This is a genomic window from Pseudomonas sp. 2hn (genome assembly GCF_019646095.1).
In the GTDB taxonomy this organism is placed as follows: domain Bacteria; phylum Pseudomonadota; class Gammaproteobacteria; order Pseudomonadales; family Pseudomonadaceae; genus Aquipseudomonas; species Aquipseudomonas peradeniyensis.
The window spans coordinates 1,154,970-1,176,617 of record NZ_CP081016.1; the positions used below are offsets into that span (position 1 = coordinate 1,154,970).

Consider the following 21,648-nt stretch of genomic DNA (forward strand, 5'->3'; position numbering starts at 1 on the left):
CTTTTTTTGGCTGAGTTGAAGGAAACCGCGACTGTAGACGGCAAGTATGTCGATTGATTGGCAGAAATGTTAAAGGGCGTTTAAAACGCGCTGCTATTACTAAAGGTCTAATCAAGGCTGTTTTGGAATTAGCAGCGGATTTCTGCCATCAAACTGTCACGCCAACGCCGCAATATCCGGGTCCCAACGTGAACAGGGATGGCGGAGTCGATGGCAAGCAGTCTGGGCAGGCGCGAGGTGATCGGGTGGATGGGCGTCGGTGCGCTGGCGCCGCTGCTCGGTGCCTGTTCCGCGCTGCCGGTGCCGCGTGGCGGCAGCGACCGGGCGCTGGACCTGCTGTATGTGGCCGACACCCTCGATGCCCGTCAGCCGGGCCAGGCCGTGGTGCCGGCCACGCGCCTGGGGCCGGTCAGCCATCTGGGCCGCGCGCCGTGGATGAGCGGGCCCAATGCCAGTGCCGGTCAGCCGGAACTGGCGCCGTTGCTCGACGCGAGCTTGGCCGGCCAGGCCCGTACCGGCGGTTACGCGGTGCTCGCGGCACTGCTCGAACAATTGCGCGCCGAAGCCGGTAGTGAGCAGTGCCTGACCCTGGAGAACGGCCAGTGCTGGAACGGCAGTGGCCTGGCCTACCTCACCCAGGGCGAAAGCGGCGTGCAGGGCAGCCAGTTGCTGGGCAGCGAGGTGCGGGTCAGCAGTGATGAGCGGGTGCTGTGGCCGCAGCGCAGCGCCGGGCTCTATCGCCAGTCTTCTTCTATTACCCTCGGCGCCGGGCTTGCCAACACCCAGGCCAAGGCGCTGGGCATTGAAGGCGTCAAGGTGTTCCAGCGCGGTGGTGTGCGCATTGCGGTGGTGGGGGTCACCGACCCTTACGCCCAGGACCAGAAAGCCTCCCTGAAACAGTGGTACCAGTCGTTGCAACCGAGCTTCCAGCAGGCCCGGCGCGAGGCCGACCTGGTAGTGGCGCTGGCGGATGTCGGCACCGGCCCCGGTCTCTGGCTGGCCGAGCGGGTGCCGGAAGTGGATGTGCTGCTGTGCGCCCGCGGCCAGGACCTGTGGCCCGCGCCGGTAATGGCGAGCCAGGCCAGTGGCCGGCGGGTGCCGGTGCTGTTCGCCGGCTGCCGGGCCAGTGGCGCGTTTCGCCTGCGTTGCCGCCAGGCCGGTGGCCAGTGGCAGTTCGAGGCGCGTTTTTTTCCGGCCTTCGAGCACAGCCTCGGCGCGCCAGCCCAGGCCCGCGCCAGCCAGTTGCGCGGCGAGCTGCAACGCCAGCGCAGCGGCCACGCCGCCTGGCTCGACCAGCCCCTGGCCCACGCCCCCGAGGCGCTGTGGCGCCGCGATACCCGTGGCGGCAGTTGGGACCGCTTGCTGCACCAGGCTCTGGCCGACGATTCGAGCATGCCGGTGCTGCTGCCCGGCCTGCGTTACGACTTCCCGCTGCGGGCGGGTGAGCCGATCACCCGTGAACACCTGATCAGCCTCACCGGTGGCTACCCCGCGCCAGTGGTCGAAGCCCCGGCGCGCCAGGTTGAACAGGTGCTGGAGAACGCCGCCGAGCAACTGTTCGGCGACCCGCTGCTGCTGGACAACAGCCAGGACCTGCCGCGCTGGCAGAGCCAGAACTGGCAGGTGAGCTACAGCCCCAACGGCAAGCGCATCATCGGCCTGCAGCCGGTCGAGGGCCTCTGCCGCACCTTCGGCCTGCACTTCGACGCCCAGGCCGGCGTACCGCTGTGGCAGACCCTGGAAGCCTGGCTGACCCGGCAGACGCCAGGCTGGGCGCTGGCAGCACTGCAGTTGCCGGCGGTGCGCTACGTCCAGGGCCATCCGGGCTGGCACCCGCACCAGGTGGCGGCGTGACCTCGCGCCTGGTCACTTTCGCCTTGCTGACCCTGGCCGGCTGGCTGGCGGCGCAATGCGTGCTGCTGCTCAGTCGCCAGCCGTTGCCGGTCAGCGCGCCGATTCAAGCGGACGTCGCGCTGCCGGGGCTGCTGGTGGAGCACTGGCAGGCTCCCGTCGATGACGGAAGTATCCCCATCACCCGTCTGCCCCTGGCCTACCTGGGCGGGCTCAAGGCCCAGCCGCTGTCGGCCAGCGTGGTGGTGCTGCGCCACGGCCAGCAGGTGCGCACCCTCGGCCGCGGCCAGCGCCTGGCGCCGGGCATCGTGCTGCAGGACATCGACGCCGATGGCCTGATCTTCGACAACAACGGGCGGCGCGAGCGTCTGCCCTGGCCGCCACGCCCCGCCGTGACCGGCTTCAAGCGCCAAGGATGAATGATGATCGCAAGGTACTGTCTGGCCGGGCTACTGATGCTCGGCATGTCCCTGGGCCGGGCCGAAGAGCCGGAGGTGTTCGCCGACGACGGCACGCCGCTGTACGAGGTCAATTTCGTCGACACCGAGCTCGGTGAGTTCATCGACAGCGTGTCGCGCATCACCGGCACCACCTTCATCGTCGATCCGCGGGTGCAGGGCAAGGTCACCGTGCGCACGGTCGATCGGCATGACGCCGACGCCATCTACGACATCTTCCTGGCCCAGCTGCGGGCCCAGGGTTTCGCTGCCGTGGACCTGCCCAACGGCAGCGTGAAGATCGTGCCCGACCAGGCCGCACGCCTGGAACCGGTGCCGGTGGAAAGCGCCGGCAAGAAATCCGAGGGCAGCGATGGCGTGGCCACCCGCGTGTTCAACGTACGCAACGCCGCCAGCGAGCAGATGCTCGGCATCCTCAAGCCACTGATCGACCCGCGGGTCGGCGTGATCACCCCGTACCCGGCCGCCAACCTGCTGGTGGTCACCGACTGGCGCAGCAACCTGGAGCGTATCGACAGCCTGCTGCGCCAGCTCGACCAGGTCAGCGACGAGCCGTTGCAGGTCATCCCGCTCAAGCATGCCAGCGCCGCCGATACCGCGGGCCTGGTGACCCGCCTGCTGGCCCGCGAGCAGGGCAGCGATGCCGCCCAGGTGGTCGCCGACCCGCGCAGCAATGCCTTGCTGGTGCGCGGCAGCGCCGACAGCCGCGAGCGGGTGCGGGCCTTGCTGGCCCAGCTCGACCGGCCCGGCGACAACCTGCGCAGCAGCAATACCCAGGTCATGTACCTGCGCCACGCCAACGCCGCCGAAGTGGTCAAGGTACTGCGCGGCCTGAGCCAGGCTGGCGCGGTGCCGGCCGCCGAAGGCGAGGGCAAGGACGCGCCGCCGGTGCCGGCGGCCAGCGATTCGGGGATTCGCCTGGAATACGAGGAGGGCACCAATGCCGTGGTGATGGTCGGCCCGGACAGCGAGCTGGCCGCCTTCCGCAGCATCGTCGAGCAACTGGACATCCGCCGGGCGCAGGTGGTGGTCGAGGCGATCATCGCCGAGGTGTCAGACAGCAGCGCCCAGGAGTTGGGCGTGCAGTGGCTGTTCGCCGACGAGAAGTTCGGCGCCGGGATCGTCAACTTCGGCGGCAACGGGGTGAACATCGCCAGCATCGCCGGGGCCGCCAGCAGCGGCGACAACGAAAAACTCGGCAAGCTGCTGTCGGCCACCACCGGCGCCACCGCCGGCATCGGCCATATCGGCGGCGGTTTCAACTTCGCCATGTTGGTCAACGCGCTCAAGGGCAAGAGCGGCTTCAACCTGCTGTCCACGCCGACCCTGCTGACCCTGGACAACGCCGAGGCGTCGATCCTGGTCGGTCAGGAGGTGCCGTTCGTCACCGGCTCCGTCACCCAGAACAACGCCAACCCCTACCAGACCATCGAGCGCAAGGAAGTGGGGGTGAAGCTGCGCATCAAGCCGCAGGTCAACGTCGACAACAGCGTGCGCCTGGACATCGTCCAGGAGGTCTCGTCGATCGCCGATTCCAGTGCCGCCAGCGACGTGATCACCAACAAGCGCGAGATCAAGACCAAGGTGATGGTCGAGGACAACGGCCTGGTGATCCTCGGCGGGCTGATCAGCGACGAACTTTCCACCAGCAACCAGCGGGTGCCGCTGCTCGGCGACATTCCCTATCTGGGCCGGCTGTTCCGCTCCGACGCGAGCAAGAACACCAAGCAGAACCTGATGGTGTTCATCCGCCCGCGCATCCTGCGTGACGGCGAGAGCCTGGCCGGCCTGAGCCAGCAGAAGTACCAGAGCCTGCAACAGAACACGCCACTCAAGCTGCCGTCGCTGGCCGAGGGCCTGCCGTTGCTGCAGGTGTTCCCCTCCAGCCGGGCGCGCCTCGAAGGCGGTGACTGGTGATGCTGCCCTATCGCCTGGCGCGCCAGAGCGGGGTGGCCATGGCGCCGGCCGAGGGCGGCTGGCAGCTGTGGCTGCGCGGCGACGCCGACAGCGACCAGTTGCAGGAGCTGTTGCGCGTGCATGGCTTGCCGGCCAGCCTGGAACGCCTCGACGGCGCGCAGTTCGACGAGCGCCTCGGCCAGCTCTACCAGGCCGGCGAGGCGGCGACCGAGGCCTTGATCGAAGGCATCGGTGAGCAGGTCGACCTGGACAGCCTGATGAGCGAGATGCCGCGCATCGAGGACCTGCTGGAAAGCGATGACGAAGCCCCGGTGATCCGACTGATCAACGGCCTGTTTGGCCAGGCCTTGCGGCTGCGCGCCTCGGATATCCATGTCGAGACCTTCGAGCAGAGCCTGGTGGTGCGCCTGCGCGTCGACGGCCACCTGCGCGAGGTGCTGCGCCCGCCGCGGGCGCTGTCGGCGATGCTGGTGTCGCGGATCAAGGTCATGGCCCGGCTCGACATCGCCGAGAAGCGCCAGCCCCAGGACGGCCGCATCACCCTGCGCGCTGCCGGGCGCGAGGTGGATGTGCGGGTCTCGACCCTGCCCGGCATCCATGGTGAGCGGGTGGTGATGCGCGTGCTCGACAAGCAGGCCAGCCTGCTGGCGCTGGACAACCTGGGCATGCCCGCCGCCGTGCTGCGCGGCCTGCGCGGCTGCCTGGCGCGGCCCAACGGCATCGTGCTGTCCACCGGCCCCACCGGTTCGGGCAAGACCACCACGCTGTACGCCAGCCTCAACAGCCTGAACGACGGCAGCCGCAACATCCTCACCGTCGAGGATCCGGTCGAGTACGCTATCGCCGGCATCGGCCAGACCGCCATCAACCCCCGCGCCGGGCTGACCTTCGCCAGTGGCCTGCGCGCGATCCTGCGCCAGGACCCGGACGTGATCATGCTTGGCGAGATCCGCGACCAGGAAACCGCGCAGATCGCCGTGCAAGCCAGCCTCACCGGGCACCTGGTGCTGTCGACCCTGCACACCAACAGCGCCGTTGGCGCGGTGACCCGCCTGCGCGACATGGGCATCGAGCCTTTTCTGATCGCCTCGTGCCTGCGCGGCGTGCTGGCCCAGCGCCTGGTGCGGCGGCTGTGTGCCTGCGCGGTGGCACAGCCACTGCAACGCGCCGAGCGCGAGCTGTGGCCGGAACTGGGCAGCCTGCGCGAGAGCTATCACCCGGTTGGCTGCGAGCATTGCCAGGGCAGTGGCTATGTCGGTCGGCTGGGGCTGTACGAATTCATCGAGCTGGATGCCGGGCTGGTCGCCTTGCTCTACGACGGCGAGAGCGAGCTGGCCATGCAGGCCTACCTGGATGGCCGCCGGCAGAGCCTGGTGGCCATGGCCAGCAACTGCCTGGCCCGTGGCGAGACCAGCCTGGCCGAAGTGCTGCGCGTGGTGCAGGGCTGAGCATGCCGACCTATCGCTATCAGGCCGTGGACATGAACGGCAAGGCGCACAAGGCCAGCGTGCAGGCCGACAGCGAGCGGCATGCGCGCCAGTTGCTGCGCGAGCAGGGTTTGTTCGCCCGGCAGTTGCAGCGCAACGATAGCGCGCAGCCCCGTCGCCAGCGCCTGACCCGCGCCCAGCTGTGCGAGCTGACCCGCCAACTGGCGACCCTGATCGGTGCCGGCATCCCACTGGTCGATGCCCTCGCGACACTGGAGCGGCAATTGCGCCAACCAGCCCTACATGCGGTGCTGGTGACCCTGCGTGGCTCCCTCGCCGAAGGCCTGGGGCTGGCCCGTAGCCTGGCACGCCAAGGCGCGCCGTTCACCGGGCTGTACTGCGCGCTGGTCGAGGCCGGCGAGCGCTCCGGGCGCCTGGGCCAGGTGCTGGCGCGCCTCGCCGATCACCTGGAGCAGGTCCAGCGTCAGCGCCACAAGGCACGCACAGCGCTGATCTACCCGGCGGTGCTGATGGGCGTGTCGCTGGCGGTGGTGGTCGGCCTGATGACCTTCGTGGTGCCCAAGCTCACCGAGCAGTTCGCCCATTCCGGGCAGAGCCTGCCACTGATTACCTCACTGCTGATCGGCATCAGCCAGGGGTTGGTCCTGGCCGGGCCGTACCTGTTGGCCTTGGCGATCGGGTTGGCCGTGGCCGGCGGCTGGCTGTTGCGCAAGCCGCACTGGCGCCTGCGCCGCGACGACCTGCTACTGCGCCTGCCGCGTGTCGGCGCGGTGTTGCAGGTGCTGGAGAGCGCGCGCCTGGCGCGCAGCTTGGCGATTCTCTGCGGCAGTGGCGTGGCCCTGCTCGAAGCCTTGCAGGTGGCCACCGAGACGGTCGGCAACCTGCGTATCCATGCCGCCATGGCGCAGGTGCGCCAGCAGGTGCAGGGCGGCACCAGCCTGCACCGGGCGCTGGACGGCGCCGGCCAGTTTCCGCCGCTGCTGGTGAACATGGTCGGCAGCGGCGAGGCCAGCGGCACCCTGGCCGACATGCTCGAGCGCGTGGCCGATGACCAGGAGCGCGGCTTCGCCCGCCAGGTGGACACCGCCATGGCGCTGTTCGAACCGCTGATGATCCTGGTGATGGGCGCGGTGGTGCTGTTCATCGTGCTGGCGGTGCTGCTGCCGATCATGCAGCTCAACCAGGGATTGCAACTGTGACAAGGAGACCTTTCATGCAACAACGACGCAACCGCCAGGGTGGCTTCACGCTGATGGAAATCATGGTGGTGATCTTCATCATCGGCCTGCTGATCGCCGTGGTCGCGCCCAGCGTGCTGGGCAACCAGGACAAGGCCATGAAGCAGAAGGTCATGGCCGACCTTGCGACCCTGGAGCAGGCGCTGGACATGTACCGCCTGGACAACCTGCGCTTTCCCAGCAACGAGCAGGGCCTGGCGGCGCTGGCGAAGAAACCGACCCAGGAACCGCTGCCGCGCAGCTGGCGCAGCGATGGCTATATCCGTCGTCTGCCGGAAGATCCGTGGGGCACGCCGTATCAGTACCGCATGCCCGGCGAGCATGGCCGGGTCGATGTCTATTCGCTGGGCGCCGACGGTGTGCCGGGCGGCGAAGGGCTCGATGCCGACCTGGGCAACTGGTCGCTCTGAAATGTCTGCCCGAAGTGAGTGCAACTGCGTGAGAGCGGGCTTGCCCCGCGATGGCAATGTTGGCCATGCCACCGCTATCGCGGGGCAAGCCCGCTCCCACGCTGTCGCGATCCAACAGCGTGGCTTCAGCCTGCTCGAACTGTTGGTGGTGCTGGCCATCGCCGCGCTGATGACCAGCCTGGCGGTGGCCTGGCTCGACAGCGGCAGGAGCAGCGTCGACCAGACCCTCGACCGCCTGGCCGCCGCCACCGTGGCCCAGGCCGACCTGGCGCGCCATGCCGGGCAACTGCGGGGGATACGTTGGAACGGACAGCGGCCTGAGTTCGTGCGCCGTCAAGGGGATCAGTGGCAGGTGGAAGCCGTGGCCTTGGGCGATTGGCCCAAGGGCCTGCGCCCGGACTGGCCCGCCAGCCAGACGCCCGCACTGCTGTTCACCCCCGATGGCTGGGCCCGCCCGGGCACCGTGCGCTGGCGCTGGGCCGAGGGCGGCCGGCGTTGGGACTGGGACCGCAGTGGCCAGTTGCGCGTGAGCGTGATGCCATGAAACGCGGGCAACGGGGGTTCACCTTGCTCGAAGTGAGCGTGGCCCTGGGCATCGCCGCGGTCCTGGCGGTGATCACCAGCCAGGTCCTGCGCCAGCGTCTGGCCGTGCAGGACACCGTGCAGCAGCATCGCCTGGGCCTGCTGTGCGCCCGTGAGCTGCAGGCGCGTTTCGCCGTCGAGCAGTACTGGCCGGCGGCCAACCAGGACAGCGGTGTGCTGGTCGAGGGCGGACGGGCCTGCCATTGGCAGCTGCAACTGCGCCGTACCGGCGTGCGCGACCTGCGTCGCGGCGAACTGCTGCTGCATGCCGACCGCGACCAGCGCCTGCCGCTGGGGCAGTACACCGTGTTCCTGGAGCGGCCATGAAGCGGCGCCAGGCGGGCATGACCCTGATCGAACTGTTGGTGGCCCTGGCCCTCACCGCCTTGCTCGGGGTGTTGCTGTCGGCGCTGGTCAACGGTTGGCTGAAGGTGCGCGAGCGGCTCGACGAACAGGTGCGCGAAACCGGCGTGGTGGATTTCTGCCTGGCACTGGAGCGGCGCTTCGACAGCCCGCTGCTGCGGCGTGTATATGAACAGCGCCTGCCATTGGCACCGCGTTGGCTCGACTGGCAACCCGACCGCCAGCAACTGCTGTGGGTGGCCGCCGCGGCCTGGCCCCAGGCCGAGGGCGGCTCGCGCCTGCAGCGCCAGCGCCTGCGTTTCGAGCCCCGCGAACAACGCCTGCTGCTGGAAACCTCGGCCGACCTCTACGCCGCCGCAGCCCCGCAATGGGTGATGCGCGAACGGCTGGAGCGGGTCAGCGCGATGAACATCCTCTACCACCAGTCCGGCCGCTGGCTGGCCTGGCCTTCCGAACAACCGACGCACCCCGGGCGGGGTGTGCGCGTGGAGTTAGTGCGTGATGGAGCACCGTTTACCTGCACCTTCGTTCTGCCCTGGGGGCGCTCATGAAGCTTGAATGGCGCCGCCGGGCGCCGGCACAACCCTGGCTGCTGCTGCGCCCCGGAGAGGTCTGGGAGTGGCTGCTGGTGATCCAGGGCCGTCCGGTGCGCGAGGGACTGGGGGAGCCACCGCCAGGGCTCGAGGCGCGCGTCGCCCTGATCGTCCCCGGCGAGCATTGCAGTCACTTCCAAGTGGCCGCGCCGCCGGGGCTCAAGCGCGAGGAGTGGCCGTTGCTGGTCGAGGACCGCTTGCTGCAAGGCGTCGATGAGGTGCTGTGTGCCTGTATCGGGCGTCACGCGGGGCAGGTGCAATTGCTGGTGGTGGCGCGGGCGAGGCTGGATGAATGGCGTGCGCAGTGCGCCGCCTGGGCGCTGCCGGTGGAGCGTTGCTGGGCTGAGTTCCAGCTGCTGCCCGACAGCGTGGGCGCGACGGGTTGGCATTGGCGACGAGGGACGACGAGCCTGTACAAAAGCCAGGCGCGTTGGTTGGCCTGGCCACAGGTGCTCGGCCTGCCGCCGGCGTTGGACGGGCTGGCCGATGACGCCGAATGCATCGAGGGCCCATGGCCAGAGGTGCTGGCGCCGCTCGATGGCCTGCCGGGGGTGTTCGAGACGCGACGTGCCCGCTCACGCCCGCGTTTGCAGGGCGGGCAATCGCGCCTGGCCGTCGCCTGCCTGGCGCTTGCCCTGGCATGGGGCGGGCTGTGGTGCACGCAACAGTGGCGACAGGCCCAGGTCTATCGCGCCCAGGTGCTGGCGCTGACCGGTCCCCAGGCGACGCCACGCCAGGCGGCGCTGGCGCTCAAGCGTCTGCGGGACGACGCCGGTGAAAGCCAGGTGCGCCTGCGTCTGCTCGACGCGGTGCAGGCGCAGGTCCATGCCTGGTTGAGCGATCACCCTGGTTGGCAGGTGCGGGCGGTGCGGTACGACGGCCAGCGCTGGCACCTGGAGCTGGAAGGCGAGGGCGACGTCGCGCCCTGGCACGACATGGCCACGGCGATCGGCGTGCAGGTCCAGGTGGAAGACGAGGCGCGTCGCGTGGTGTTCGACCTGGGGAGCGCAGCATGAACCGCGAATGGTTGCAGCAGCATCGGCTATCGCTGGCCTGGGGCGTCGTCGCGCTGTTGGTTGCGCTGCTGGCACTGCGCGAGGGCATCGCCTATTGGCGCGAGCAGGCGCAGTGGCGGGCGCTGGCCGAATCGCTGACAGCGCAGGCGCAGCAGCCCGCATTGACCCTGGAAGGGCTGCACCAGTCGGCCCAGGCGCGACATATCGAGCTGGCCGAGGTGCAGCCCGAGGACGAAGGCTGGCTGGCGCGTGGCAAGGTAGCCGATGCCCAGGCGCTGCAAGGCTGGTTGCAGGCCCTGCGCGATGATGGCGCGCAACCTTTGCAGTGGGGATTGGAGCGAGACACCGAGGGGCTGCGCTTTACCGTGCGGCTACGGCCATGAAGCGGTGGGCTGGCCTGTGGATGGCTCTGGTGTTCTGCCTGACACTGTTGGCCGAGCTGCCGGCGCGCTGGCTGGTCGCGGGGGTTGGTTTACCGGCCGAGGGCGTGAGCGGCAGCCTGTGGCAAGGGCAGGCCGAGCGGCTGGGTGCGGCAGGACCGGTGCAATGGACGTGGCGACCGTGGCAGCGCGACCTGCAGGTGCGCTTGGGCTTTCAAGGGCGGGGTTGGCAAGGGCGCCTGAGCGGCTGGCCGTGGCGCTGGCAGGCCGGATTGCAGGCAGTGGGCGCGCAGCCCAGCGCGGTCCTGGGATACCGCCTGACCGGGCAGTGGCAAGGAGGCATCAGCCTGCAAGGCTCGGGGCAGCGTTGCCTGGCCGCCGAAGGGCGGATCACGGTGGCCGACCTGGCGTTGAGTGCACCGTGGTCCCTGGGATTGGGGCAGGGGACGTTGGAAATGGATTGCCACCAGGGTTGGCGGCTGGTCGCGGGGCTGGTTCGCCAAGGTCAGCACCAGCTCGGCCTGGAGGCCGACCTGGTGGCACGACGGGCGCAGCTCGACTTCGCAATGTCGGCCGATGCCGGCCTGACTCCGGTGCTGCGCGGCTTGCAATGGCTGGGGCCGGAGGACAGCGTCGGGCAGCGCCGGCTGAGCTGGTAGCTCAGATGTTCAGTGACCACTGCGCGACCCAGAAGCCTTGTTCCAGTGCCTTGCGTGGTCGATCGCTGGCATACAGCCCGCGCTGGTAGTCCAGGCGCAGCTGGCTGCGCGGCAGGCTCAGTTCGACGCCTGCCGAGGCGCCGACCAGGCGCTGCGACGGGCTGCTGCGTGCATAGCGGGCCCAGCCCAGGTCCAGGCCTACGGTAGGGCGCACCTGTACCGGCAGCGGCAGTGGCTGGCTCAGGGTATTGCGCCAGGCGCCGGCACTGGCGCCGGCGACGTTGTGCTGGCGGAAACCACGCACGGCCGAATGATCGCTGAGTGACATCTGTTCGACGGCGGGCAGGACATGGGCGCTGTATTGCAAGGCCAGTTCGCTCTGCCAGCGCCATGGCCACTGGGCGGGGCCCTGGCGCAGGTGCAGCAGGTTGGCGCGGTACCTGGTGAAATCCGGCCTTGGCGCCTGCTTGTGGGCGAACGGGCGGTCGGCGCCGAGCCAGTGCATGCCCTGGCTCAGTCCCAGGTAGGCGTTCCACAACCCGCCTTCGAGCCACAGCAGGTTGAGCCCGGCCTCGACGGTGGCCAGGGTCGGGCTCTGCAGGGCCAGCACGGCGGGGCCGAAGCGGTTGACCAGTTGCTTGCGGTCCAGCCGGACGCTGGCGCTGAGCATGCCCTGGTGATTGCGCCACAGCACGCGCTCGGCGCCGAGGCCGAAGAACTCGCTGCGGCCGCTGCTGGCATGGCGTGTGTTCGGGATCGGCGCGCGGTAGCGCATGCGGCTGGCGTTGAGGGTGAAGGTCCAGCGGCCATGAGGCAGGCTGTAGTACAGGCTGCTCCCTTCGCTTTGCCCGGGCGCGCCGAACACCACCGAACTCAGCGACAGGCGCAGGTCGTCGTTCAACCCCAGCGGGCTGTCCAGGCCAAGGCCGAGGTTGAGGCGGTGGCGGCCGGTGAGCTCACCGCCGCGGTTGTCGAGGAGGGCATTCAGATGCACGGGCGAGGCGACCCGTCGTGGTTCGATCACGACACGGGTGCCACCGCGCAACTCACCCGGCAGCAGGGCCATCTCAAGGTCATAGGCGCGCAACCGGTTGAGCTGGTCCAGACCCTGTTCGAGGTCCGGCAGATGCAGCGGCTGGCCCAACTGGCCAGGAAACGCGCCGCGCAGTGACAGTGGCAGGTTGGCGCCGGCCAGCTCGATCGACTCGATGAAGCCTTCGACGATGACGATGTCCAGTGGCGCGCCGTGCTCGGGCGGGCGGGCTACATAGGGGCGGCTGGTGGGGTAGCCGGCCTCGACGTAGTGCTGGGTCAGGTGCTTGAGCAATCGGTCTATTTCAGCGATGCCCATGCATGAGGAAGACACTGCGCGCACCGTCGATTCCAGCTGACGGGTATCGAGTGTGCGGTTGCCAGCCAGGCGCACGCCGCTGATTGCCCAGCAGTGCTGGTCGGACGCTGTGAAGGTTGAGTCGGTGGCCTCCAGGGCGGTGGAGGGCTGGGGACGTTGCCAGCGATCGAGGCGCTGTTGCTGTTCCAACTGCCGCAGCTTCTGCTGCTCGTTGCGCAGTTGCTGGCTGGCCGGATCGGCCTGGGCCAGGGGGATTGCCGTTGCGAGGATGGCGAGCAGAAGTTGGGAAATGCATCGCGCAATGGTGAGTGAGTGGAGTCGTTGTGTGGTCATTGGCATCTGGTCTGGTCACGGAGCCGTTGTGCAGGGAGCAGAGTTCGCAGATAGTCCGCGTGCCCTGCAGGAGATCACGCAGCCCTTCCGGGATGCGCTGTCGCGCAAGGAACAGGGTTCCAGCGTGGGAGCGGGCTTGCCCCGCGATGCGGTGTATGGCACCGGCATAGCCGGTGATCGCGGGGCAAGCCCGCTCCCACGCTTTCCCAGTTAAATCAAAGTATTAAGTTAAGTTTCATGAGAGCCGGCCTAGTGCCTGCGACCCTCCTCGACCTTCGAAACGTACTCGACGCTGCGGTCGTGCCCGCTGGTGCGGACCAGGCCGAGGTCAAGTGGTTTGTCACCGTTGTCGGTTCCGTCATTGCCCGTGACCTTGTCCTTGATGAACGAGAACAGGGTGTCTGCCAGGTCGATTGGCGAGAGCGATGCGTCGAGCTTTACCTCGCGCTGGTAGTCACGGCCGTTCAGGTTTTCTTTGGCGATGCTGCCCGTACCGAGCTCGACCTGGCCGCCGGTTGCCTGCAACCTGGCGCCTTTCAGGCGGGTATCGCCACCGACTTCCAGGGCTATGCCTTGTGTTCCGGAAAGGGTGGTCTGCTGGTTGACGGTGTTGTCAGTGCGCTGGGTGTAATCCACTTTGAGGGACGGCGTGAACTTCGCGGTGATCCTGCTCCAGAGTGCACCGGCCATTTCCCCGATGTTGCCGCCTTCGAGCGCAGCCAGCGGGTTGGTTACGTCCTCGTCAGCGGCGTACTTCTGGGTCAGGCTGGCGTCGACCTTGATGGCCGTGCTGTCGACTTTATTCTGGAGACTGCTAACCAACAGGTTGCCACTGATGTTGCCTTCGACTCGTTTTGCATCGATCTGGGCGCCTTTGATTTCAGTGTCGCCCTGGCTATGCAACTCGACGAGGTCAGCGCGCAGGTCACTGTTCAGCCAAGTGGTGTTGTCACGCTTGTCCAGCGTAAGATCGACCTGCCCTTTGATACCACCGAAATCCATGGCCGCCAGCTTGAGACCGCCGCCGCCACCGATGGTGATGGCAAGATTGTCGTGATGCTCTTTGTTCTCGGCCGCTTCTATCTTCAGGCCACCATTGCGGGCATCCAGGCCGATCCGGTCGGCACTGGCCTTTAGTCCCTGCACCTGCAAGGCGAAATCTTCGCGGGCAAGGCTGGTGAGCTGCACCGCGCCCTTGCCGGAGAACTGCGCGCCAACAGCTGTGCTGGCCTTCTCGTTGATCCAGCCAAAGGTGCCGTGGCCACCCAGGGCACCCCCGGTGGTGCTTCCTGTGACATCCAGGTCGCCGCTCCAGGTCTTGCCGTCGCTTTTGCGGGTGTCTTGAGCGGCGGTGACCTTCAGTACACCCTCGCTGTGCAAGCGGATATCACCTTCACGGCTGCTGATACGCGTGCCGACCAGATGCATGTCGCCAACGCTGGACAGGTCGATCGGGCCTTTGCCGTCGATCTGCGCCACCCTGGCCTTTTCGTTTTCATGCGTGAGCGTGCTGTGCTCGAGACTGCCGTCCAGTCCGCCTTTGGGGCCGAGCAATCCGGTGCCACCCTTGACAGCCAGGTTGACGCCGAGTCTGTTGGTAGTTTTGGTGATGCTGTCCTTGGCTGCGCTCAGGGCCAGGCTGCCAGCGCTGCTCAGGTTGACCGCGCCTTCACCGCCATCGATGTGGGCTCCCTCATAGCGGCCCTGGCGTTCGAGCTGTATCTCCACGCCGTTCTTGCCGCGCAGGCTACCGACACGGGCGACCAATGCTTTTTCTGTTTCCGTAAGTTTGGAGCCTTTGCCTTCGAGCCTGGCGTTGATGTCCGTGGCCAGGGTGGTGTCCACCCGCAGGCTGCCGCCTCCGGTGGTCTGCTCGATTCTACGGGTCTTTTCATCAGTGGCGGCCAGCGCCTGGTGTTCACCGGCTTCTATTCGCAGGCTGCCGGTCCTGGCGTTGTAGTCGGTGCCCTTGTCTTCGATGTGGTCGGCCTTGACCCTGACATCGGCGCCGCTGAAGGTGCTGACCTGCGCGGTACTGTCGATGTCTTTCTGCAGGCGGGTCTGGTGCCCGATGGCCAGTTCGGCGCCGGTCTTGGGCAGGGCCAGTTTGTCGATCACGGTAGAGGGTCGGGCACTTTCGGCTTGCCTGCCGGTGAACAGACGTTCGATAGGGCGGGTGATGCGTTGGTAGTCGGTACTGACGCCAAGGCTGCCGTCCCATTGGCTGAGGCTGGTCTCGGTTTCCCGGGTATTGGCGGCCGCACGGTTGTCGATACGCTCGGCGTTCACATACAACGTACGGCCCGCTTGCACATTCGCCGCTTCGGTGGTCAGTTGCCGGGTGTCGAGTTGCAGGTCGCCGCTGGCCTGAAGGGTGCTGCGGCGCACGTTGCTTTCACGTTCGATCAGGCTGGCCGGGCCACGGTAGGCATCGATGCCCAGGCCCAGGCGATCCATGCCGCCGGTGACGGTCAGCGCGGCGCCGGTGCGGGTGTCGACGGTCTGTCGGGCCACGCTGTCGTGGGCGGCGGCGAGTTCGATTTCGCTGGCAGATACCTCCAGGTTGCCGGCGTTCGCCTTGACCTCGGAGCTGCTCACTTTCAGTTTCTGTCCACTGCGCACGGTTACGGCGGCGCCACTGATGCTGCTGGCGACCTGGCGTGTGGCCGAGGTCTGCTCGTCGCTGTGCAGGGCTTCGTAGCCCACGCTCGCGGTGTACTGGCCCGAGCCTGGCTGGTCATCCTGCCCAGGCTGGGTCTGCCCGGCGCTCGCGGTGAAATGGCGCTTGCCGGTGGACCGCTCGGTGCGGGCGTTTTCCTCGGCGCTTTCGATGATCAAGTCGCCGTTGGCGTCGAGCGCGATTGTCTTTTTGGCTTCGAGCTTGGCTGCGCGCAATTGCAGATCGCCCCCGGCACTGACAACCACGGTGTCGGCCTTGAGCGTGCTGGACTTTACTTTCTCGGCGTAGGACTTGCTGTCGATGCCCGTATTGTTCAGGTAGACGCGATGGTTGAGCTGCTCATCGACTTGCTCGCTATCCAGGCCGGCATCAATGGTCATCGTGCCGCCACTGCGCAGCTTTAGCGCATTATCTGCATCCAGCTGCACGGCGGTCAGGTGCAGGTCGCTGCCAGCTTGCAGGTTGATGCTGTCCTCGGCGCGCAGCCGACTGCCCAGTTGCTCGCGGCGGGTCGTTTTGGTATTGCCGTCGAACGCTTCGGTAGTGATGAACGCCCACTCCTTCTTCCAGCTGGTGGGATCCTCCAGCATCTTCTCCCGGGTGACGGTGTCCAGGGTCAGTTTGTTGCCGGCATTGACCTCGATCTGCCTGGCCTTGCCCTGGGTTGCAGTGAGCCGCAGGTCGCCGGCGGCGTTCAGGTCGAGCTTGCCGGTGCTGCTGGTGAGGCTGGCCTGGCGCCTGTCGCTGCCCTGCACGTGCAGGTCACCGGCGGAGTGGATGATCAGGTCACGGTCCGCCAGCAGGCTGGCGTCACCGACCTGCACGCCGGCACCTTCGCCAGTGCTGACGATACGGATGCGTCCGCCCTGCATGGCGCCGAGCAGCTTGGCATCGATGGAGGCGCTGGCGGCAGGCAGGTGCTCGAGTACTTCGCGGTTGCCGGCGTCGATCCGGTTGCGGCCAACGGTCAGGTTCAACTGGCCCTGGGCCAGGAGCGGCCCCTTGCTGTCGATGCGTGGGGCGATCAGGTCGAGGGCGCCCCTGGCGTTGCTCTGGCCACCGCCCAGCACCTGCAGGGTGGCGCTGGCATCGCGGCTGTCGAGGTGCTTGAGCTGGCCGTCCTGGATGTCGACATTGCCGACCAGGAACCCGGCGCGTGTGGTATTGATGAAACTGCCACCGTTGAGGGTGATGCCATTGGGGTTGGCGAGCAGGTAGTCGGCCTTCTGGCCGAAGATTTCCTGTGGGCCTTCGATTCGCGAGGCGTTCTGGCTGACCACCTCGTTGAGGATGGTCGAGGCGGCCTGGCCCTGGAACTGCGGGTTGGCGCCCAATTGGCCGGCCAGTTTCGATTGCCCGGCCTGCAGGGCGTTGTTCAGTACCAGGCCTTGCTTGCCGACGTTGTAGTCGAGGAACTGGTTATGCGACAGGCCGCCGGCATTGGGCGCGACGATGTCGATGACCGGCACGCCGTGGCCATTGTCGATGATCGGGGTGCCACCCGGGCCCAGCGTTGGTGTCAGGGCGCCTTGCGCCTCGACCTGGGTGGTGCCCAGCAGGGCGAGAAAGACGGCCCAGCGTAGGGTGTCAGGCCTGGTCTTTGGTGTAGGGATTTGCATGAGAACCTCGCAAGTGATGTATGAAACAGAGAAATCATTTGCGGGAATTTTAAGAATGCTGGTGATGGCATTTGTATGGCTCAAAGCCATCACTTTGTGGGAAGGAAGGCTATTGCGTGTGTAGGAAAAGTGAGCGGTTGTGCGTCGAAAGGGAATATCGGCGGTGAACGACAAAGGCCTGCCCCGCGTGAGCGGGACAGGCCTTTGTTGTAATCGAATGCTGTCGAGGGTGGTTCAGGGCCGGATTTCGATCAGCGTGCCGTCCTTGACCATGCTCCACACCTCGCGCATGTCGTCGTTGCGCATGGCAATGCAGCCTTCCGTCCAGTCAAGGGTGTGGAAGTACCACTCGGGGTACTCCTCGTTGATCGGCGTGCCGTGGATCATGATCATGCTGCCGGCGGCCACGCCTTCGCTGCGGGCCTTGGCGGCATCGGTGATGTTCGGGTAGGAGATGTGCATGGCCAGGTTGTAGCGGTCGCTGACCTTGCGCCAGTCCAGCCAGTACAGGCCTTCGGGGGTCTTCTTGTCGCCCTCGCGCTCTTTGGCGCCCTTGGGCTGCTTGCCCAGGGAGATGCGGTAGGTCTTGAGCGGCTCGCCGCGGCTGATCAGCTGCAGGCGGCGTTCGGACTTGATCACCAGCACCTTGTCGATCAGCCGTTCCTGCTGGACGCCGCCAGCGGCGGGCTGGACCGGCGACGGCACGGCCGACGGCGTCTTGCGGATGATGGTCTCGGTGAAGGCGGCTTGCGACACCGAGGCGACACTGAGGCAGAAGAGGGCAAGCAGCCAGCGCATGAAACCGTATCCCTGAAGACTTAAGTGGTGGGCGACGAAACGTTCATCGGCGGCAGGTATTCATGGCCTATCGGGTAGTGCTGCCTGATGCGGTCGCGATAATAGCATTCTAGTGTGCGTGTGACGGTGCGGAAAGCCAGCTCGCCCCAGGGAATCTCGTGTTCCTCGAACAGGCGAACCTCCAGGCTCTCGACCCCCACGGCGAAGTCCAGGTCGGCCAGTTCGGCGCGAAAGAACACGTGCACCTGGTTGATATGCGGCAGGTCGAACAGCTGGTACAGGCTCATTTCGGCGACCCGGGCGCAGGCTTCCTCGACGGTTTCGCGACGGGCGGCGGCATCCAGGGTCTCGCCGTTCTCCATGAACCCGGCGGGCAGGGTCCAGAAGCCCCGACGCGGCTCGATGGCGCGGCGGCACAGCAGCACCTGGGAGCCCCAGGTGGGCAGTACTCCGGCGACGATGTTGGGGTTCTGGTAGTGGATGGTCTGGCAATGGTCGCAGACATAGCGCAGGCGGCTGTCGCCTTCGGGGATCCGCTGGGTGACCGGTTGGCCGCACGCGCTGCAGAATTTCATGCTTACATTCATTCCAATGGGGTCGGACTATCTTGGCGCGCCCGGCCCGCCCACCGCAAGCGGCCTGCGGGCGGGGCTTGGGTGCCTCGCGGCTTTGGTGCATCATGCACGGCAGGCCTTGGACACGAGAGTGCGTAATGCTGGACGAGCTTCTTCGCCGAATGAGCAACCATACCCCCGCGTCACTGGAGACGGACCGCCGTTTCCCCGAAGCGGCGGTGTTGCTGCCCATTACCCGTAGCGAAGAGCCGGAGCTGGTGCTGACCCTGCGCGCCCAGGGCCTGTCGACCCACGGCGGCGAAGTCGCCTTTCCTGGCGGGCGACGCGATCCGGAAGACCCCGACCTGGTGTTCACCGCCCTGCGCGAGGCCGAGGAAGAAATCGGCCTGCCGCCCGGGCTGGTCGAGGTGATCGGGCCGCTCAGCCCGGTGATCTCGCTGCACGGCCTGAAGGTGACACCGTTCGTCGGTTTGATCCCCGACTATGTCGAGTACCGCGCCAACGACGCGGAAATTGCCGCAGTGTTCACCGTGCCGTTGGAATTCTTCCGGCAGGACCCTCGTGAACATACCCATCGTATCGACTACCAGGGACGCAGTTGGTACGTGCCCAGCTACCGCTACGGCGACTACAAGATCTGGGGGTTGTCGGCGATCATGATCGTCGAACTGGTCAACCTGCTGTTCGATGCCGGCATCAGCCTGCACCAGCCACCCGAGCGTTTCATCAAGAACTGAGCGGGGCACACCCCGCCACTGGCGTTCAACCGTGAGGAGCGATACATGAAATACCGCCTGGGCGACCTGCGGGTCGAGACCCATCCCGAGAGCTGGACCGCGCCCAACGCCACCCTGATCGGCAAGGTGCGCCTGCAGGCCCGCGCCAGCGTCTGGTTCGGCGCGGTGCTGCGTGGCGACAACGAGCTGATCGACATCGGCGAGGACAGCAATGTTCAGGACGGCACGGTGATGCACACCGACATGGGTTCGCCGCTTAACATCGGGCGAGGCGTGACCATCGGCCACAACGCCATGCTGCATGGCTGCACGGTCGGCGACTACAGCCTGATCGGCATCAACGCGGTGATTCTCAACGGGGCGCGGATCGGCAAGCATTGCATCATCGGCGCCAACGCGCTGATCCCCGAAGGCAAGGAAATTCCCGACGGCTCGCTGGTGATGGGCTCGCCGGGCAAGGTGGTGCGCGAGCTCACCGAGCAGCAGAAGCGCATGCTCGAGGCCAGCGCTGCGCACTATGTGCACAACGCCCAGCGCTATGCGCGTGAGCTGGTGATCGATGAAGACTGACGAACGGCCCGTGGCCTCGCCCTGCGTCAGCATCTGCGCGCTGGACGAGCAGGATATCTGCACCGGGTGCCAGCGCACGGTGGACGAGATCACCCGCTGGGGGCGGATGGACAACGAACAGCGCCGGGAGGTGCTGAAGAAGTGCCATGAGCGGGCGCTGGCGGCCGGTCTGGTGATTGGCCTGTAGTACTGACGCCCGTGGCGTGGGAGCGGGCTTGTCCCGCGATGGGGCCGGCGCTAATCTGTGCGGCTGGCCCACCGAACGCAAAGACCATGTTCTATCTCATCGCCTACATCAGCAGCGTGGTGCTGATCAACTACGCCTTTTCCAGCGCGCCGCACCTGGACGTGATCTGGTCCGCCTGGGGCGGATTGGTGTTCATCCTGCGCGACATGGTGCAAACCCGCTACGGCCACGGCGCGCTGCTGGCCATGCTGGTGGCGCTGGTGCTGTCCTATGCGACGTCGGAGCCGGCCATCGCCCTGGCCAGCGCCACCGCGTTCTTCGTCTCCGAGCTGATCGACTGGCTGGTGTTCAGCGTCACCCGCCGGCCCCTGCGCGACCGCCTGTGGCTGAGTTCGGCGCTGAGCATTCCGGTGGACACCTTCATCTTCTTCGGCATGATCGGCGCGCTGACCCCGGCGGTGATCGGCACCGCGCTGGCCTCGAAGTTCGCCGGGGTCACGGCGGTGTGGTTGATCATGGCCTGGCGGGCACGGCGCGCGGCGCTGGCCGGCTGATCATCTTCGCGGCTATCGCGGGGCAAGCCCGCTTCCACGGAATCTTGTAGAATACCGGTCCATTTTTCAGCGGGCGGCAGCCAGCGTGGCGCGGCCCCGGACGCCTTCGAGGACCTGAAATGACCCGTATCGGAACCCCATTGTCGCCCACCGCGACCCGTGTACTGCTGTGCGGCTGCGGCGAGCTGGGCAAGGAAGTGGTGATCGAACTGCAGCGCCTGGGTGTCGAGGTGATTGCCGTGGACCGTTACGCCAATGCGCCGGCCATGCAGGTCGCGCACCGCAGCCACGTGATCAACATGCTCGACGGCGTCGCCCTGCGCGCGGTGATCGAGGCCGAGAAGCCGCACTACATCGTGCCCGAGATCGAGGCCATCGCCACCGCCACCCTGGTCGAGCTGGAAAACGAAGGCTTCAACGTGGTGCCTACCGCCCGTGCCACCCAGCTGACCATGAACCGCGAAGGCATCCGCCGCCTGGCGGCCGAAGAGCTCGACCTGCCGACTTCGCCGTATCACTTCGCCGACACCTACGAGGACTACGCCAAGGCCGTGGCCGACCTGGGCTACCCGTGCGTGGTCAAGCCGGTGATGAGCTCCTCGGGCAAGGGCCAGAGCCTGCTGCGCGGCGACGATGACCTGCGCAAGGCCTGGGATTACGCCCAGGAAGGCGGCCGCGCCGGCAAGGGCCGGGTGATCATCGAGGGCTTCATCGACTTCGAGTACGAGATCACCCTGTTGACCGTGCGCCATGTGGGCGGCACCACCTTCCTCGCGCCGGTCGGACACCGTCAGGAGAAGGGCGACTACCAGGAGTCCTGGCAGCCCCAGGCCATGAGCCCGAAGGCACTGGCCGAGTCGCAGCGCGTGGCCCAGGCGGTCACCGATGCGTTGGGCGGGCGTGGCCTGTTCGGCGTGGAGCTGTTCGTCAAGGGCGACCAGGTGTGGTTCAGCGAGGTCTCGCCGCGTCCGCACGACACCGGCCTTGTGACCCTGATTTCCCAGGACCTGTCGCAGTTCGCCCTGCATGCCCGGGCCATTCTCGGCCTGCCGATCCCGGTGGTGCGCCAGTTCGGTCCATCCGCCTCGGCGGTGATCCTGCCGGAAGGTCAGTCGCAGCAGACCAGCTTCGCCAACCTCGGCGCCGCCCTGAGCGAGCCGGATACCGCCATTCGCCTGTTCGGCAAGCCGGAGATCAACGGCACCCGCCGCATGGGCGTGTGCCTGGCCCGCGACGAGTCGGTCGAGGCGGCGCGAGCCAAAGCGACCCGTGCTTCGCAGGCGGTCAAGGTCGAGTTCTGATCTGAAACGATCGCGGGGCAAGCCCGCT

At 67.0% G+C, this 21,648-nt stretch carries 21 protein-coding genes; 17 read left to right on the top strand and 4 right to left on the bottom strand.

Annotated elements, in window-relative coordinates:
* The first annotated feature begins 210 nt into the window (after positions 1-210).
* From K2O50_RS05365 to K2O50_RS05420, 12 genes are read left to right on the top strand one after another with little or no spacing between them, the layout of a single operon-like run.
* Positions 211-1,854 (top strand): lipoprotein UxpA, encoded by a 1,644-nt coding sequence (locus K2O50_RS05365; RefSeq protein WP_050704217.1) that lies wholly within the window; start codon positions 211-213, stop codon positions 1,852-1,854.
* Positions 1,851-2,270, top strand: a complete 420-nt coding sequence (locus K2O50_RS05370; protein WP_050704179.1) for a pilus assembly protein PilZ — start codon at positions 1,851-1,853, stop codon at positions 2,268-2,270. Before K2O50_RS05365 ends, K2O50_RS05370 begins: the two co-directional genes overlap by 4 nt.
* Positions 2,271-2,306: 36 nt before the next feature.
* Positions 2,307-4,226: a type II secretion system secretin GspD gene (gspD, locus tag K2O50_RS05375; protein ID WP_371263125.1), complete on the top strand. Its 1,920-nt coding sequence runs from the start codon at positions 2,307-2,309 to the stop codon at positions 4,224-4,226.
* Positions 4,226-5,674, top strand: a complete 1,449-nt coding sequence (locus K2O50_RS05380) for a GspE/PulE family protein (RefSeq protein WP_050704180.1) — start codon at positions 4,226-4,228, stop codon at positions 5,672-5,674. Before gspD ends, K2O50_RS05380 begins: the two co-directional genes overlap by 1 nt.
* Before the next feature lie 2 nt (positions 5,675-5,676).
* A complete protein-coding gene (gene gspF / locus K2O50_RS05385) occupies positions 5,677-6,873 on the top strand; it encodes a type II secretion system inner membrane protein GspF (protein WP_050704181.1) in 1,197 nt (398 codons plus the stop codon).
* Positions 6,874-6,887: 14 nt separating this feature from the next.
* Positions 6,888-7,322: a type II secretion system major pseudopilin GspG gene (gene gspG, locus K2O50_RS05390; RefSeq protein WP_050704182.1), complete on the top strand. Its 435-nt coding sequence runs from the start codon at positions 6,888-6,890 to the stop codon at positions 7,320-7,322.
* Between the two features lies 1 nt (position 7,323).
* Positions 7,324-7,866 carry a type II secretion system minor pseudopilin GspH gene (gene gspH, locus K2O50_RS05395; protein WP_082337646.1) on the top strand — a complete coding sequence of 181 codons (543 nt, stop codon included), beginning with the start codon at positions 7,324-7,326 and terminating at the stop codon, positions 7,864-7,866.
* Positions 7,863-8,231: a type II secretion system protein gene (locus K2O50_RS05400; protein WP_050704183.1), complete on the top strand. Its 369-nt coding sequence runs from the start codon at positions 7,863-7,865 to the stop codon at positions 8,229-8,231. Before gspH ends, K2O50_RS05400 begins: the two co-directional genes overlap by 4 nt.
* Positions 8,228-8,818: a prepilin-type N-terminal cleavage/methylation domain-containing protein gene (locus tag K2O50_RS05405; RefSeq protein WP_050704184.1), complete on the top strand. Its 591-nt coding sequence runs from the start codon at positions 8,228-8,230 to the stop codon at positions 8,816-8,818. The genes K2O50_RS05400 and K2O50_RS05405 overlap by 4 nt, the downstream gene beginning before the upstream one ends.
* Positions 8,815-9,876, top strand: a complete 1,062-nt coding sequence (locus K2O50_RS05410) for a GspL/Epsl periplasmic domain-containing protein (RefSeq protein WP_050704185.1) — start codon at positions 8,815-8,817, stop codon at positions 9,874-9,876. Before K2O50_RS05405 ends, K2O50_RS05410 begins: the two co-directional genes overlap by 4 nt.
* On the top strand, positions 9,873-10,259 hold the full coding sequence (gene gspM / locus K2O50_RS05415; protein ID WP_050704186.1) for a type II secretion system protein GspM: 387 nt from the start codon (positions 9,873-9,875) through the stop codon (positions 10,257-10,259). Before K2O50_RS05410 ends, gspM begins: the two co-directional genes overlap by 4 nt.
* The gene (locus K2O50_RS05420) at positions 10,256-10,915 is read left to right on the top strand and encodes a general secretion pathway protein GspN (RefSeq protein WP_050704187.1); all 660 of its coding nucleotides are present in this window, start codon (positions 10,256-10,258) and stop codon (positions 10,913-10,915) included. Before gspM ends, K2O50_RS05420 begins: the two co-directional genes overlap by 4 nt.
* Before the next feature lies 1 nt (position 10,916).
* Here K2O50_RS05420 and K2O50_RS05425 read toward each other — a convergent pair whose 3' ends face one another.
* The 4 genes from K2O50_RS05425 to K2O50_RS05440 all read right to left on the bottom strand — a co-directional run bounded on the left by K2O50_RS05425 (position 10,917) and on the right by K2O50_RS05440 (position 18,271).
* Positions 10,917-12,605, bottom strand: coding sequence for a ShlB/FhaC/HecB family hemolysin secretion/activation protein (locus K2O50_RS05425; RefSeq protein WP_050704188.1), 1,689 nt, complete (start codon positions 12,603-12,605; stop codon positions 10,917-10,919).
* Positions 12,606-12,848: 243 nt separating this feature from the next.
* Entirely contained in the window at positions 12,849-16,898 is a 4,050-nt protein-coding gene (locus tag K2O50_RS05430) for a hemagglutinin repeat-containing protein (RefSeq protein ID WP_050704189.1), read from the bottom strand.
* Positions 16,899-17,132: 234 nt separating this feature from the next.
* Positions 17,133-17,696 carry a murein L,D-transpeptidase family protein gene (locus tag K2O50_RS05435; RefSeq protein WP_050704190.1) on the bottom strand — a complete coding sequence of 188 codons (564 nt, stop codon included), beginning with the start codon at positions 17,694-17,696 and terminating at the stop codon, positions 17,133-17,135.
* Between the two features lie 20 nt (positions 17,697-17,716).
* A complete protein-coding gene (locus tag K2O50_RS05440; protein ID WP_050704191.1) occupies positions 17,717-18,271 on the bottom strand; it encodes an NUDIX hydrolase in 555 nt (184 codons plus the stop codon).
* A gap of 137 nt (positions 18,272-18,408) precedes the next feature.
* Between K2O50_RS05440 and K2O50_RS05445 the strand changes: the two genes are divergently transcribed.
* The 5 genes from K2O50_RS05445 to purT all read left to right on the top strand — a co-directional run bounded on the left by K2O50_RS05445 (position 18,409) and on the right by purT (position 21,620).
* A complete protein-coding gene (locus tag K2O50_RS05445; RefSeq protein ID WP_050704192.1) occupies positions 18,409-19,008 on the top strand; it encodes a CoA pyrophosphatase in 600 nt (199 codons plus the stop codon).
* 45 nt (positions 19,009-19,053) lie between these two features.
* The gene (locus K2O50_RS05450) at positions 19,054-19,578 is read left to right on the top strand and encodes a gamma carbonic anhydrase family protein (RefSeq protein WP_050704193.1); all 525 of its coding nucleotides are present in this window, start codon (positions 19,054-19,056) and stop codon (positions 19,576-19,578) included.
* On the top strand, positions 19,568-19,765 hold the full coding sequence (locus K2O50_RS05455; protein WP_028691596.1) for a DUF1289 domain-containing protein: 198 nt from the start codon (positions 19,568-19,570) through the stop codon (positions 19,763-19,765). Before K2O50_RS05450 ends, K2O50_RS05455 begins: the two co-directional genes overlap by 11 nt.
* 86 nt (positions 19,766-19,851) lie before the next feature.
* Positions 19,852-20,319: a VUT family protein gene (locus K2O50_RS05460; RefSeq protein ID WP_050704194.1), complete on the top strand. Its 468-nt coding sequence runs from the start codon at positions 19,852-19,854 to the stop codon at positions 20,317-20,319.
* 119 nt (positions 20,320-20,438) lie between these two features.
* Positions 20,439-21,620, top strand: coding sequence for a formate-dependent phosphoribosylglycinamide formyltransferase (gene purT / locus K2O50_RS05465; RefSeq protein ID WP_050704195.1), 1,182 nt, complete (start codon positions 20,439-20,441; stop codon positions 21,618-21,620).
* Positions 21,621-21,648: the final 28 nt, after the last annotated feature.